Source organism: Archaeoglobus profundus DSM 5631 (genome assembly GCF_000025285.1).
Taxonomy (GTDB): domain Archaea; phylum Halobacteriota; class Archaeoglobi; order Archaeoglobales; family Archaeoglobaceae; genus Archaeoglobus_B; species Archaeoglobus_B profundus.
This window is the reverse complement of the sequence record NC_013741.1, coordinates 326,247-339,166: the sequence shown is the minus strand read 5'-3', so window position 1 is coordinate 339,166 and position 12,920 is coordinate 326,247. Positions and strand designations below refer to the sequence as shown.

Below are 12,920 nucleotides of genomic sequence, written 5' to 3'. Positions count from 1 at the left end.
CTTATCGGTAGGAGTCCCATCGGCTTAACTACGCAAATTTCTCCTTTGTAGTCTCTACTAATCACCTTAACGACCTTTTGATACCGATTTCTATGGGTTAAGACCTTGTCTCCTACCTTAATATCGGAAATTCTAACAAATCCTCTATCTGTTAAAATTTCAACATCTGGCGTTAGGCATAGCTCCTGCCTTTCTCCGCTCGGAACACTCAGCTTCTCTCTCAAACATCCTATATCCAAACAGTGAGCCATTCCAGAAGGAGCACCGTTGTATCCGGTTGCTAGAATTCTCTTATCTTTGATTATTATTGCTCCCACCTTCTGCCTCAAGCAAGTTGAGCGCTTCGCAACGACCAAAGCCAGTTCCATGAAGTATTCATCCCAGCTTGGGCGCGACACTGCTCGTATCGATCGATCTGTTAATAACATTACCGCAATACTTATAATCAAATACTCAATAGGCAAGATAGGGCTCGTGGTCTAGGGGTTATGACGTCGCCCTTACGAGGCGAAGGTCCCCGGTTCGAATCCGGGCGAGCCCATGCCAATTCCTTTTCATAGACCGCTACCAATTCAATTATCTTTGGTTCTAGGAGATCAGCGATAGATCTTCCCTCTGCTTCCGCTATTTTCTTTAATCTCTCGTATAGATGCCTGTCAATCCTCAGACAAAAGTTCACCCTACCACTAGGTCGCCTTCCCACATTAATTCTCATATGAGAATAAAAATTAAGTTCTTCCATTTTTGACAACCTCCCTCAACCAATAACTAAACTCAAGCTCATTAAGAAGTTTTGTGTTATTGAAAATCCTCTTCGAGGAGTGGAAGCAGAAGTATGAGAAGGAGATAAAAAGAGATGCGATAGAAAAGAGCAAGGCTGTGATAACTGGAAAAGTTACAGAGCATCTGATTCCATTTTTCCCGGGATTCAAGTACAACCCAAAGGATGTCCGCTTCATCGGATCACCTGTAGATTTAATCGTTTTCGATGGGCTTGATGAAGGAGATTTGAGAAAGATTGTGTTTGTTGAGGTAAAATACGGGAAATCAGCTTTGAGTAAAAGGGAGAGGCTCATAAGGGATGCTGTTACGCAAGGAAGAGTTGAATGGGAAGTTTTGAGACTTGAAACTTGAAGGAGCTAAAAGACTAAGCAATCCTAACAAACTTGTTGCTCTCAAATTTATATATTTCGATGCTATGATATTCTGAAATCTCCAAAATTTTCTGTTCTTGATCTTTTGAAATGCACTCGCACACCATTGCACCTCTGCACTCCTTTACAGTCTCTTTCCACTTCTCGATAGCTGTTCTAATGTAATTCAGGAGCTGCTTCACACCGTTGAAAGTCAGAACAACTTTAACCTCGACTACTACTATCCTCTCAGGACTTTTCATATCCGGCAAATAACACACTATGTCCGCTCTTCCGTTCAGATACTCCTCTCTAACGCAGGAAGCCTTCCAAGGATTCCTGCTCTTAAAAAGATCTCGAATATAATCATGCCTAGTTTTATCTACCTCCTCTTCAACGACTAACCTGATATTTCTGATATTTTCTCTACCCGTCAAGCATATCTCATTTAGAAGGCAGGCATCGCAGCCGGAATATTCTAAGCTCTTCTTGCATATGTCCAGTATTGCCGGTCTCGAGAGAACGTAATCGTATTTGGCTGGATCTTGGGGATTTACACTTCTAAAGTAGTCTGTGACTCTTATGACGCCGTCCCAGTTATTTCTAAGTGCTATACCAGTCATCCTCTGAAATACTCTTAACACTCCGAGATCCATCGAAACATACAGATGTGCAGGGCTTATGAACTTCCAAACTCCTAAATCTGGATATTCGGGCCTTACAACCCATCTAAGGAAGAGTGTTAGTCTCTTCTTCGATGACTTATTTTTAGGGTTTGGGATGAAGCCACGCGAAGAAAATTCGGCAAACCGACGAATTTCATTTAGAATTCCATCTATAACCTTTTCCACGGGTTCAGACTGGTTGGGATCATAATAATCTTTAGCTATATTTTCAAGATCAAGCTTCGTTAAAACATCCACCAGCTTTCGGAAATCTCTCATTCGCGGATCGAATCTGTGAAAGTAGCCGTAGTTCTTCAACATCAAATCTCTCAGCTTTTCGAAGTGAGAGCTGTCAGCTAGGTCGGGCAACTCAAGATTATTACGCTCAAGGAAATCTACTATGAAGTTAAATCTACTGATCAGATGAGATACTTTCATTTGATAGTCGTACATAGCTGAGATGAAAGCAAAGTTTGCCGTATCTTTTTCATCTCGGGAGATATCGTTAAATCTTCTAACACAGCTGAGCAGAGAACTGTTGAGGTAGTATTTCGCAGAAATATTGTATCTTTTATCCAAATACTCCCTTATAGCTGTTGCATTTAGCATCGATTACGAATACTGGCTGGGATACTTATAAGTTCTATTACCGTAGCGCTCCTAAACAACCACTCTTAACTAATCTCTGTATTTCTTGAGTGAACTGAACAGCTACAGGATAACAACGCTTTCAGACAACTTGTCTAAAAATTTGGCTACATCAGGATGAATCAAAACCGAGAACATTCAAAGACCTCTTGAAGATGCGTAATCTTCAAGGTCTATAAACTTCTCTTTATCTCTTTGAAGTTTCCCCCATTTTTCGTCAATATAATCCTCAAGCTCCTCATAAGTTTCTACTATTCTTTTTATTACGTCACTAAGAGTTTTCCCCTCCCTCCTGAGCTTTTCTAGCTTTTCCGCCACTTCCTTGTTGAGTGTAACAGTAACTATACATAACCTAAGCAAAAATTTAAGACTTTGTGTCCACAGTTACAGGTCCAATGATTGTGACCACAGGTAGACATTCCAGGAACAAGGGTGTCCGCTACCGTGTGAGAAGGTCCGGCAACGGACACAGCAGAGATACCTATGCTGTCATCGATTTAGACAACAGCACCCTATTAGACGAGCTTGAGTTTAGAACTTGGCTTAGAGAGGTGATGATGTGATGCAACGCCAGATAATTGATTCTCTTGATTTTATTATTATTTTATTATTTATAAAACAGCAAGGGACATATTAGATGTATATAGACTTCCACAGATGTCTGATGAAATCCCTAGAAGGAAAACGACTTTCATCATCAGGAAAGACCTATCAGAGAGGGCTGAGAAACTCGGCTTGTTGGGGAGGAATTTGAGTATATTCGTCGAGAAGTTCTTAGAGAAGTTTCTACCGCTTTATGAGCAGTTCAATAAGAGGATAGAGGTCGGTGCGTGGGGATTGGACGACCGCTCTACGCCGGGGGTGGGATTTGAACCCACGAACCCTTTCGGGCAGGGGATCTCGAGTCCCCCGCAGTGCCGGACTCTGCAACCCCGGCTCGAAAAATCTCTTATATTTGAGGAAGATAAAGTTTGCCATCAGCAACTTTTAAATAACGCTACATTCTCGCATAAGCTATGACAGAGGGAGTTGTTTACGTCGGACAGAAGCCAGTAATGAACTATGTGCTCGCCACATTGACGCAGTTCAATGAAGGTGCTGAGAGAGTTGTGCTTAAGGCGAGAGGAAAGGCGATAAGCAGAGCAGTAGATGTAGCGGAGATCGTCAGGAACAGATTCTTACCGAATGTCGAGGTAGAGAGCATAAAGATCGATACCGAAGAGCTTGAGAGCGAACAAGGTAGAAAAGTAAACGTCTCCACAATTGAGATTGTTTTGGCTAAGAAATCCGAATAATTTTATTCCTTCTCCTTTCCTATAAGCTTCAGGAGTATCGCTTTCTGAGCGTGTAGCCTGTTCTCAGCTTGGTCGAAGACTATCGAGTGCTCGCCTTCCAAAACTTCTTCAGTTATTTCCTCTCCTCTGTGAGCTGGAAGGCAGTGCATTACAACTACATTCGTCTTGGCAGAATCTACGAGCTTTTGTGTAACTTGGTAACCCGTAAAAGCCTTTAACCTCTTTCTCCTCTCCCTCTCCTGTCCCATTGAAACCCATACATCCGTGTAAATTACGTCGGCATTCTCAACGGCCTTTAGGGGATCGCTCTCAAACGTGAGCTTTGCACCCATCTTCAATGCTTTCTCAACTATCTCCTTGTTAGGCTCGTATCCTTTAGGAGTACAGACAACCATCTCCATTCCAGTCAAGGCCGAAGCTAAGATGAGGGAATTACATACGTTGTTTCCGTCTCCTATCCAAGTTAACCTTACAGACTTCAAATCTCCCTTGTACTCCTTAATTGTGAGAAGATCCGCTATGACTTGGCAGGGATGCTCCAGATCGCTTAAGCCGTTTATGACTGGAACCGTAGAATACTTGGCAAATTCCAAAATAGTCTCGTGCTTTCTGACCCTCATCATCACAGCGTGAACGTATCTGCTCAAGACTCTCGCCGTATCTTTTATAGGCTCACCTCTGCCGAGCTGTAGATCGTTCCAGTTTAGATAAAGTGCATGACCTCCTAAGTCGGTCATTGCAACCTCGAAAGAAATTCTCGTTCTTGTTGAAGGCAACTCAAAAATCATTGCTAAGCTTTTGTTTTTGAGGTAATCCGTGACTCTCCCCTTGTATCTTTCCTCTTTTAACTTCTCTGCAAGCTTTAAAATCTCTTCGAGTTCTTCTGGAGTTAGATCGGCCATTGATATTAGATGCTTCATCTCTGGTGAGTAATGTGAACAATAGTTAAGTTTTTTGATTGTTTTTAGCCTTACGACTCGATACTACTTACACTTTCGAGCCTTTTAAAAATCTGTAAAGATGGGAAAAATAGTCTACTGCTTCAAGAGGCCCAAGAGACTTTTTATGGTTTCAAAAGATTGTTCAACGCTTCTCCTCGACTCGATAGGGATTATCTTTGGAAGTAGTCTCAAGGCTTTCAATTTTTTGCCAGTTTGAACGGCTGAAACGAATTCGTGCTCGACTTCTATCCACCAGAACTCTTCCAAAACTCTTTTTTCATACTCTTCAAGCTTGTTCTCGACCAAACAGTCGTAAAAAATCTTTGCACATTTAAGTGAGGGAGCGTTTCCCTCACCAGCCCCACTGACGCATCCTATCGCCTCTCCAACACCGTAAACGTTATTCCAGACTATTGGTTTACATTTTGAAGGGGGTAGAAGTCTTATCTTCCCAATGCAATTGCACTCCCCTTCAACCTCTTCGATTTCGTAAACTTCTCTCAGCTTCTTTACAAGCTCCAAAGCCCTCTCTCTACTCATATCACCAGCTCCAATATGCCACCTACCATCTCCGAGAGGAAAAGCCCAAGCGTAGCCCGTTTTAACCATGTAAATGTAGATGTTCTCATCGAGATCGTGCTTCTCAACGTTTTGAACTGTCGTGTATATGGCGTCGTTCTCTATCTTTGGCAATATTGCTCTGCTATGTCCGGTGGCATCAACCACAACATCTCCACCCTCATCTTTAAGCTCGAAGCTCCAGAGTTCCTCCATCAATCTCTTTTTATCCAGTATAACGATCTCCTTGTTCTTCAGCCAGAGCCTATTATTGACTATGACGTATTTCGGCTTTGATAGCAAGAATTCGTCGACATTTATTCCTATCTTTTTATAAAGCTCTTTGGTTTCTGAATAGCTAAAACCCCAAGCACATCTACAATCCGGCTTACTTCTTACATCGTAGATTGACACTTCAAAACCATCTTGATCCAAAAGATGGTAGAGATAACTTCCAGATATCCCTGCACCGTATATCTGAACTTTCATTAGAGGGGTTTGGGTAAAGAGAGTATTTAAGCTATTCTTCCTTTAGCTTTTTCTCAGCTAGCCTCTTCAGCATCGATTTTGGTAGGCAATTTGGACAGACGGGTATAACGTTAACGAAGTTCTTGTAAAGACCTCTTACCCAAGTACCCACATACCTTACGCAATCAAAGCAAACTGGACTCTTACAAATACTGCATCTCCTCCAAGTTACTCCCTCATCTTCCTCTCTTAGTTCCCTTCCACAACTAACACACTTCATTCACAACACCTCTAAAGGAGCTTTAGCTATAGCCCTAACAACGTCCGAAGCTGTCAAAATTCCAACTATCTTACCATCCTCAACTACTACGAGCCTCTTTATCTTCATATCCGACATTATTCTCGTAGCCTCTTTCAAGTCGTAATCCAGTGAAACTGTTATGAGCGGTGTTGAGGTGTACTTCCCGACATCATCATCTAAGCTTCCTTCAAGCAGAACCTTAGAAACCAAATCTCTTTCCGTGAATATTCCGTATATCTCTCCATTTCTCGATACTAAAACGCTTCCAATTTTTCTCTGTCCCATGATTCTTACAACTTCCTTCACGGGAGTTCTGTAGTCTACAGACACAATCTCCCTAACCATTGCATCTCCAACTTTAACCATATTTTAGGTTTGAAAAGTAAAAAATTAAAATTTATCGATTCTCATGTCTTTAACGTATACACCCTCTCCCTCTTCAACGAATCCCACAACTTTTCCATCAACGTATTTTTTAACGCAGTCTACCTCTTCCTCAGGCAGAATTATCGCAAACCCCATACCCATGTTGAATGTCCTGTACATCTCATCGTCATCGATCTTTCCGAGCTCCTGAATGAACCTAAAGATCTTCTGAGGCTTTAGCGGGTCATCGATTACGTATTTAACATTCTTCAATCTCTTAAGGTTCAGCAATCCACCGCCAGTTATGTGGGCTAAGCCGTGAACTTCGCAGTTTCTTACAACATCTAAAATTTCAATGTAAATCCTTGTAGGAGTTAGAAGCTCCTCTCCAATAGTCTTTCCGTTAAATTTATCGTGATAACTTAGCCCAGCATTCTCTATAACCTTCCTCGCAAGAGTTAAGCCGTTGCTGTGGATTCCACTGCTAGGAACTCCGAATATAACGTCCCCAGCCTGAATATCCTTGCCAGTTATGATTTTATCTTTGTCAACAACACCTATCGCAGTTCCAACCAAATCCCAGCCCTTAATTAGATCTGGCAGTGTTGCCGTTTCTCCGCCAACGAGCGTTATGTTTGCAATTTCGCAACCCTTCTCCAATCCAATTGCAATCTGCTCCATAACTCTCTCATCGGGATTGAAAGTGGCAATGTAATCAACCATAGCAATCGGCTCAGCCCCTATAGCAAGTAAGTCGTTAACGTTCATGGCGACGCAGTCTATGCCTATTGTGTCGAACTTTCCAAGCTTCTCAGCGACGATTATCTTTGTTCCAACACCATCTGTAGTTATAGCAACGCCAACTTCACCAAAATCTAAAACGCTCGCATAGTGCCCCATCAGAATCGGCTTTCCAAAACCCTGCCTTACGTACTTTATCTTACTAACGAGCGATTTTACTGCCTTCTCCTCCTGTCTTATATCTACACCAGCCTTTGCGTAGCTGAACTTTTCCATGACAGCCTTAATCTCGCAAAGGATTTAACGCTTTCACTCCCACATGCCCCACAACCCAACAAGTCGTATACAGAGCGGTTACAGGCTTATCTGCAACCGAAACGAATTCTGCATCAACCTTTCTGAAAACTTCAACCGTTTTTTCATCGAAGTCACCGTGAGGGAAGGCTCCTATACAGACTGCACAACCCTCAAGCTTAACTTCTCTCCTTTCCCCTTTCTCGCTCATGACAACAACCCTGAAATCCCTTAAAACATCCTCCAAGCTCAAATCTACGATTTTCAGCAGGACTTCGCCATCAGCTTTTATTTCCCTCTTTTTGAATAAATCCTCCATCAAGCCAATAAATCTGTTGTAGTTTCTCGGTAACCTTGTTTTTCTGTTTATCCAAATCATCACGTCGTTTATCGTGTGAACGTAAACTTCCAAGTCATTAATAGGTGAATCTAGAGCTAAAAGTAAGCATTGGTGAATTATATCTGGCCTACCTCTCTTTTCTCTGTTTTCCAAGTCTTTCATGGCCGTATGATGTCTAGAATCGTCTAAAATCATTTCAGTAGGCTTCTTCTTCCTCCTTCTGGCATCGCTCAGTATTGCTGGATGCTTGGCAATCGATTTTGGAACTGTTTCGAGCGAACTCTCGACGAAAACAATTCTCAGCAAGGTATCACCTTTACAATAACCTTCCTCGTTCTTGGACCGTCAAGCTCAACAAACATGATCCTCTGCCAAGTTCCCAAGTCTAGCTTTCCGTCTGTAATTGGGATTACGACTGAATTTCCTAAAAGAATAGCTCTTAAATGGGAATCAGCATTGTTATCAATTCTGTCGTGCATGTATCCAGCGTTTGTCGGAATAAGCTTTTCGAGGACACTGATAACATCTTCCTTCAAACCCGACTCGTTTTCGTTGATTATTATGGCAGTTGTTGTGTGTTTAGTGTATACGACAGCGATTCCATCCCTAACGCTATGTTTGTCGACTATTTCTCTAACCTTGTCGGTTATATCAACAATTTCAACCCTCCTGCTCGTTTTTATCTCTATCATGATGTTTTGTTCTTTACAAAAGAAAATTAAAGTTATTCTACTTGCAATCCTAGCTCGTTCTTTAACTCCTCCATATACTTCTCAATTTCGTCGAGTTCAACGTATTTGAACTCCTTTTCCTTCACTCCAGCGAGTTTCCAGAAGAGTCTTGCAATTATCGGAATCAACTTTCCAGCGTAACCTGGTGCGTGAGGAAGTAACATGGAAGCTAAGTCACCCAACTTCTCGAACTGCTCCTTCGTAAGTTCATCTAACTTCTCACTCGCAAGGCCGAGAAGTGACACACCGATGCCCAAAATTTTCTCCCGTTTAGCGTAATACTTAGCAGCTTCGCTCGTTATCCTGTGTACACCCATACAAATCACCCAAACAAATCTATGTCCACAAAATATTTAATGCTTTTGTTATATAAAATTTAAATTTCCTTTAAAGCTTTTGAATGTTGGAACAATAGAAAGAGCAATAAGTAAAAATGATATAAAAATTATTAAATATCCATATATTTCATATACTCCCAAGGAGTGATGTACAGACAGTACTGATTCCACTCGTCAATCTTTATGCTCATGAAGGAATCAAAGATGTGCGATCCCAATACTTTCTGAATAACCTCATCACTCGCCAGATGATCCAAAGCGTCTCTGAGCGTAGTTGGCAACTCGCCAATTCCCAATTCCTTCTTTTCTTCAGGGGATAGCTCGTAAACATCCTTCATTATCGGATCACCAGGATCGATCTTCTTCTTTATTCCATCCAAACCCGCTGCAATCATCGCAGTGAATGCCAAGTAAGGATTGCAACTTGGATCTGCACCTCTGTATTCTATTCTAATAGCTGAAGGCTTTTTCAAGTACATTGGAACTCTAACCAATGCCGATCTGTTCCCCGGACTCCAGCAGATGTATATTGGCGCCTCAAACCCCGGAACGAGTCTCTTGTAAGAGTTTACTGTAGGACAGCATAACGCCGTCAAAGCCTTAGCATGCTCAAGTAAACCGCCGATGTAATATCTTGCCTTCTGACTTAAGCCAAATTCATCATCCGGATCGGCGAAGAGATTCTTGCCCTTAAACGGTTCTCCCTCCCAGAGGCTTTGATGAACGTGCATACCGCTCGCGTTGTCCAAGTAGAGCGGCCTCGGCATGAAAGTTGCTATCCATCCTCTCATTGCTGCTAAGTTTTTCGCCGCAAACTTGTAGATGTAAAATGCATCACCAGCTGGAACCAATCCCATCGGTTTGAAGTCCAACTCTACCTGCCCAGCGGTAGCGACTTCGTGGTGGTGGTATTCCACTATTACACCCATCTGCTCCAAGTAATGCACCAATTCGTTTCTGTATTCTACGGTTGTATCTTCTGGAGGGGGTCTGAAGTAACCCTCTTTAGGCCTTATTATGAAGTTCTTACCCGGCGTAAGCTCTGGACTTTTCGGCATCACCCTTGGCGGCCCCCACGAATCTCCAGCACCACCGTTTGGAGATGTCCACAAATCCCAAGCCAAGCACATAGGATCCAAATTTTCGAAAACAAAGAACTCTATCTCTGGCCCCAATATAACCGACTTGCCTTCTTCAGCCAACTTCTTCTGCAAGCTCTTAGCTACGAACCCTCTCGGATCGCAGTCAGCTAAATTCTCACCGCCAGCCTCGTAAACGTCACCAAATATAATTGCTGTTTTGTGAATGGGATCATTTATCCAAGGAACTATTCTTAACGTTTCTGGATCCGGCTTCCAAACCATATCGCTCTGCTCGATAGTCTTGAAACCTCTAATGGATGCCCCATCGAACCCTATCCCATCTTCTAAAGCGTTTCCTTCAATAAATTCTCTCGCAGGAACTGAGAAAGTCATTAAATATCCTCTAATATCAGAGAACGCGCACAATACTTGTTTAATATTGTTCCTTTTAAGAACTTCCCTTACATCCATGTGTTTAGCTGTCATGAACTAGTCATATAAATTTTGCTATCTTCCCCTCAAGATAATGAAAAATTCTTCAAGACTTTACAGATATAATTAATATCTTTCAAATTAATAAAAATCAATCAAAATGGATTTTAAACCTAACGCAGTTAACTTTACAAGATACCGTAAGGTTATCCACCAATTGGAATTTTCTTCAAGAATAGAAAGAAAGGAAAGTTAAAAATTTACTCAATCGTACTGGCGTCGAGTATTTGCTCGAACAGCTCCTTGTCGACTTCGTGAACCATTGGTATTCCCGTAACCTCTGCAGCGAGCGGCTTAAGCGATGCTAGATCATTCCTGTCGATCAGATCGATCCTGAACTTCCTCACTCCGGCGAGAAGCTGCTTCAGACCTTCCTTTATCCTGTCCAGATACGTATAGAGGCCAACAGCCGTCCACGGAATTTCCTTTCCTACCTTGTCTCCGTACTTTGCCTTCAATTCGTCGGCGAGGATGAAAAACTTGTCTGGAGTTTCACCGAATCTTCTCGCAAACTCTCTCGGTAGCTTGCCCTGACTTGCAAGCTCGCAGAAGTAAGAGGCCTTCATTACAGCCGTAAGTGGGCTTCTGCCCATCGTAACAGTCTTTACGAATGGCTTTCCGTCGAAGTTGCTCATAGCAATCGCCTTGAATATCTGGGTCTCGTTGATGAAACATCCAGCCATGCTTATATCTGGCACGTACTTACCCTTCTTCTTCAGGGCAAGTAGCGCCTTGAGAATCAAAGATTCCAGATAGACAGTTGGGACACCCATCTCATTCATCATAGGTACTGGCGACATTCCCGTTCCACCGCCAGCACCATCAAACGTTACATAATCAACCTTAGCCTCAGACGCAACTCTCAAAGTCCAAGCAACATCGACGGGCCTGTAGGCACCGGTCTTTATCGTTACAACCTTCGCACCCATTTCACGTAGCCTCTCAACATCTTCAATGACATCGGCAGCTCTAGGTGAGCCTACTCTGCTGTGCCTCTCGAAAGACTTGAACAGTCCGTCCTTAAACGCTTGTTGGACCTCCGGATCTTCTGGGTCTGGGATGATAAGATAACCTCTCTTCTTCAATTCGATTGCTCTCTCCAAGGAATATACACGAATTTCACCACCAATAGCCTTAGCACCCTGACCCCACTTTCGTTCAATTATATCCACCTCGAGCTTTGAAATGACGTACTCGTCGACACCAATTCTCTGATCCTCTACGTTTGTCTGGACGGCGATGTTTCCATACTTTCCATCCCAGAACTCTCTAAAGAGCTTAATACGCCTTTCCATCTCTGGCGATCTAACGACCTTACCGTTGGAGAATGTCGATTCTGGATCTACACCACAAACATTCTCTCCAATGATGAGTATAACACCAGCAAGGGCCGAACCAATGGCTATACCGTCCCAGTACTTCCTCGCAACATCCGTTGAACCATAAGCACCTATTGCTACTGGCATCTTCAGCTTTATTCCACCAATCTCTGTCTCTACAGATGCCTTAGGGAACAGCATCTTGTCTGGATCGGGCTCTATACCCTCAGCTCCTCTAAGCCTTGGTAGTATTTGGATGTGAGACCAGTCAAGGCCGTAGTCCTTTAAACCGGATGCGGTACTGTCTCCAAAGTACTGGGGGTCTGGATACAAGGCTTCTCTACCTCTAAATGCCGATAGACCGATTTCACAAAGGAAGGGGCACTCTCTTATACAAAGTGGACACATTCCGCTTTGTGGATTTACATCACGTACTCTAGTCCTTGTAGATGTTGTAGACATCGCATTCAGATATGACGAGTTTCTAAGCACCCTCTCCATGTCCACGCCCGAAACCTCATTCTATTTAACTTTTTTCATCATTTTTCATTTTTATCATTTTTCATCAGACGAATTTTACACCCAATTCTTTCAATCCATTTCTACTTGCGAGGTTTATTAGGAATGGAGTGAGGCTCTCAACAATTCGAGAATTTGAAAGAGGGCCCCCATCTAAAGCTCTAAGCCTCTCAATGCTGTTCACGATTTCCATGACAACTGCCTTAGCTTCTTCGTTATCTCCGCAGACTATTACATCAAACTCTGGAGTTTCGTTGAGATTTGAAAATCTCTTTGCTGGAATGTTCTGAAAAGCCGAAACAACTTTATTACCCAAAATCTTTGCTATGCTCTCAGCCATCGAACCGTTAAGAGGCTTATAAACAAATTCTCCCTCTTTTACCATAGGAACTATTGGAGAAATTACGATCTTCTTGGAAAGGGAATCTCTATAATTTTTTACAAAATCTAAAGCACTTTTCCAAGGTATAGTAAGGATAGCCACATCACAAATATCTATAGCTTTATCATTGGATAGACCTTCAATTTTACACCCACAGAGCTTGCTATATTCCTTAGCCTTCTCTTCAGCCTTTTCAACCATTCTAGAGCCAACAACTACCTTGTATCCGGCTAAAGCAAGTCTGACAGCCAAGCCCTTTCCCAGATTACCCGTTCCGCCCACAATTGAAATTATCATCGTAAATCCT

The 12,920-nt window shown here is 42.5% G+C and carries 15 protein-coding genes, 2 tRNA genes and 1 pseudogene; 3 read left to right on the top strand and 15 right to left on the bottom strand.

The window, feature by feature from the left end:
• Nucleotides 1-2 precede the first annotated feature (2 nt).
• A pseudogene (locus ARCPR_RS10170) lies at nucleotides 3-398 on the bottom strand (Hint domain-containing protein); the annotation flags it as partial.
• A 70-nt stretch (nucleotides 399-468) separates the two neighbouring features.
• Here ARCPR_RS10170 and ARCPR_RS01990 point away from each other — a divergent pair.
• A tRNA-Val gene (locus tag ARCPR_RS01990) sits at nucleotides 469-541 on the top strand.
• A gap of 254 nt (nucleotides 542-795) precedes the next feature.
• A complete protein-coding gene (locus tag ARCPR_RS01985; RefSeq protein WP_083772949.1) occupies nucleotides 796-1,134 on the top strand; it encodes a Holliday junction resolvase-like protein in 339 nt (112 codons plus the stop codon).
• 13 nt (nucleotides 1,135-1,147) lie between these two features.
• Here ARCPR_RS01985 and ARCPR_RS01980 read toward each other — a convergent pair whose 3' ends face one another.
• The 3 genes from ARCPR_RS01980 to ARCPR_RS01970 form a co-directional block, all read right to left on the bottom strand.
• Complete coding sequence (locus tag ARCPR_RS01980; RefSeq protein ID WP_012939799.1) at nucleotides 1,148-2,407, bottom strand: DUF2400 family protein; 1,260 nt, start codon at nucleotides 2,405-2,407, stop codon at nucleotides 1,148-1,150.
• A gap of 177 nt (nucleotides 2,408-2,584) precedes the next feature.
• The gene (locus ARCPR_RS01975; RefSeq protein WP_012939798.1) at nucleotides 2,585-2,806 is read right to left on the bottom strand and encodes a DUF7557 family protein; all 222 of its coding nucleotides are present in this window, start codon (nucleotides 2,804-2,806) and stop codon (nucleotides 2,585-2,587) included.
• A gap of 493 nt (nucleotides 2,807-3,299) precedes the next feature.
• Nucleotides 3,300-3,383: transfer RNA gene (locus tag ARCPR_RS01970), tRNA-Ser, on the bottom strand.
• Nucleotides 3,384-3,462: 79 nt separating this feature from the next.
• Between ARCPR_RS01970 and albA the strand changes: the two genes are divergently transcribed.
• On the top strand, nucleotides 3,463-3,741 hold the full coding sequence (gene albA, locus ARCPR_RS01965) for a DNA-binding protein Alba (protein ID WP_012939796.1): 279 nt from the start codon (nucleotides 3,463-3,465) through the stop codon (nucleotides 3,739-3,741).
• A gap of 2 nt (nucleotides 3,742-3,743) precedes the next feature.
• Here albA and argF read toward each other — a convergent pair whose 3' ends face one another.
• The 11 genes from argF to npdG form a co-directional block, all read right to left on the bottom strand.
• Nucleotides 3,744-4,661 (bottom strand): ornithine carbamoyltransferase, encoded by a 918-nt coding sequence (argF, locus tag ARCPR_RS01960; protein ID WP_012939795.1) that lies wholly within the window; start codon nucleotides 4,659-4,661, stop codon nucleotides 3,744-3,746.
• 114 nt (nucleotides 4,662-4,775) lie between these two features.
• Nucleotides 4,776-5,729: an NAD(P)/FAD-dependent oxidoreductase gene (locus ARCPR_RS01955; RefSeq protein ID WP_012939794.1), complete on the bottom strand. Its 954-nt coding sequence runs from the start codon at nucleotides 5,727-5,729 to the stop codon at nucleotides 4,776-4,778.
• A gap of 31 nt (nucleotides 5,730-5,760) precedes the next feature.
• Nucleotides 5,761-5,988: a hypothetical protein gene (locus tag ARCPR_RS01950; RefSeq protein ID WP_012939793.1), complete on the bottom strand. Its 228-nt coding sequence runs from the start codon at nucleotides 5,986-5,988 to the stop codon at nucleotides 5,761-5,763.
• Nucleotides 5,989-6,375, bottom strand: coding sequence for a CBS domain-containing protein (locus ARCPR_RS01945; protein WP_012939792.1), 387 nt, complete (start codon nucleotides 6,373-6,375; stop codon nucleotides 5,989-5,991).
• Nucleotides 6,376-6,399: 24 nt separating this feature from the next.
• A complete protein-coding gene (gene purM, locus ARCPR_RS01940; RefSeq protein WP_012939791.1) occupies nucleotides 6,400-7,392 on the bottom strand; it encodes a phosphoribosylformylglycinamidine cyclo-ligase in 993 nt (330 codons plus the stop codon).
• A 7-nt stretch (nucleotides 7,393-7,399) separates the two neighbouring features.
• Nucleotides 7,400-8,056 (bottom strand): 16S rRNA methyltransferase, encoded by a 657-nt coding sequence (locus ARCPR_RS01935; protein WP_012939790.1) that lies wholly within the window; start codon nucleotides 8,054-8,056, stop codon nucleotides 7,400-7,402.
• Nucleotides 8,050-8,442: a secondary thiamine-phosphate synthase enzyme YjbQ gene (locus tag ARCPR_RS01930; RefSeq protein WP_012939789.1), complete on the bottom strand. Its 393-nt coding sequence runs from the start codon at nucleotides 8,440-8,442 to the stop codon at nucleotides 8,050-8,052. Before ARCPR_RS01930 ends, ARCPR_RS01935 begins: the two co-directional genes overlap by 7 nt.
• 32 nt (nucleotides 8,443-8,474) lie before the next feature.
• On the bottom strand, nucleotides 8,475-8,798 hold the full coding sequence (locus tag ARCPR_RS01925) for a hypothetical protein (protein ID WP_012939788.1): 324 nt from the start codon (nucleotides 8,796-8,798) through the stop codon (nucleotides 8,475-8,477).
• Between the two features lie 131 nt (nucleotides 8,799-8,929).
• Complete coding sequence (gene glnA / locus ARCPR_RS01920) at nucleotides 8,930-10,372, bottom strand: type I glutamate--ammonia ligase (protein ID WP_148208654.1); 1,443 nt, start codon at nucleotides 10,370-10,372, stop codon at nucleotides 8,930-8,932.
• Nucleotides 10,373-10,593: 221 nt separating this feature from the next.
• Entirely contained in the window at nucleotides 10,594-12,213 is a 1,620-nt protein-coding gene (locus tag ARCPR_RS01915; protein WP_012939786.1) for a glutamate synthase-related protein, read from the bottom strand.
• Nucleotides 12,214-12,277: 64 nt separating this feature from the next.
• Nucleotides 12,278-12,910: an NADPH-dependent F420 reductase gene (npdG, locus tag ARCPR_RS01910; RefSeq protein ID WP_012939785.1), complete on the bottom strand. Its 633-nt coding sequence runs from the start codon at nucleotides 12,908-12,910 to the stop codon at nucleotides 12,278-12,280.
• Nucleotides 12,911-12,920 lie beyond the last annotated feature (10 nt).

Excerpts from the sequence above, each read along its gene's own strand:
- ARCPR_RS01980 (WP_012939799.1), bottom strand. The coding sequence starts at position 2,407 with ATGCTAAATGCAACAGCTATAAGGGAGTATTTGGATAAAAGATACAAT.
- albA (WP_012939796.1), top strand. The coding sequence starts at position 3,463 with ATGACAGAGGGAGTTGTTTACGTCGGACAGAAGCCAGTAATGAACTAT.
- argF (WP_012939795.1), bottom strand. The coding sequence starts at position 4,661 with ATGAAGCATCTAATATCAATGGCCGATCTAACTCCAGAAGAACTCGAA.
- ARCPR_RS01955 (WP_012939794.1), bottom strand. The coding sequence starts at position 5,729 with ATGAAAGTTCAGATATACGGTGCAGGGATATCTGGAAGTTATCTCTAC.
- ARCPR_RS01950 (WP_012939793.1), bottom strand. The coding sequence starts at position 5,988 with ATGAAGTGTGTTAGTTGTGGAAGGGAACTAAGAGAGGAAGATGAGGGA.
- ARCPR_RS01945 (WP_012939792.1), bottom strand. The coding sequence starts at position 6,375 with ATGGTTAAAGTTGGAGATGCAATGGTTAGGGAGATTGTGTCTGTAGAC.
- purM (WP_012939791.1), bottom strand. The coding sequence starts at position 7,392 with ATGGAAAAGTTCAGCTACGCAAAGGCTGGTGTAGATATAAGACAGGAG.
- ARCPR_RS01930 (WP_012939789.1), bottom strand. The coding sequence starts at position 8,442 with ATGATAGAGATAAAAACGAGCAGGAGGGTTGAAATTGTTGATATAACC.
- ARCPR_RS01925 (WP_012939788.1), bottom strand. The coding sequence starts at position 8,798 with ATGGGTGTACACAGGATAACGAGCGAAGCTGCTAAGTATTACGCTAAA.
- glnA (WP_148208654.1), bottom strand. The coding sequence starts at position 10,372 with ATGGATGTAAGGGAAGTTCTTAAAAGGAACAATATTAAACAAGTATTG.
- ARCPR_RS01915 (WP_012939786.1), bottom strand. The coding sequence starts at position 12,213 with ATGGAGAGGGTGCTTAGAAACTCGTCATATCTGAATGCGATGTCTACA.
- npdG (WP_012939785.1), bottom strand. The coding sequence starts at position 12,910 with ATGATAATTTCAATTGTGGGCGGAACGGGTAATCTGGGAAAGGGCTTG.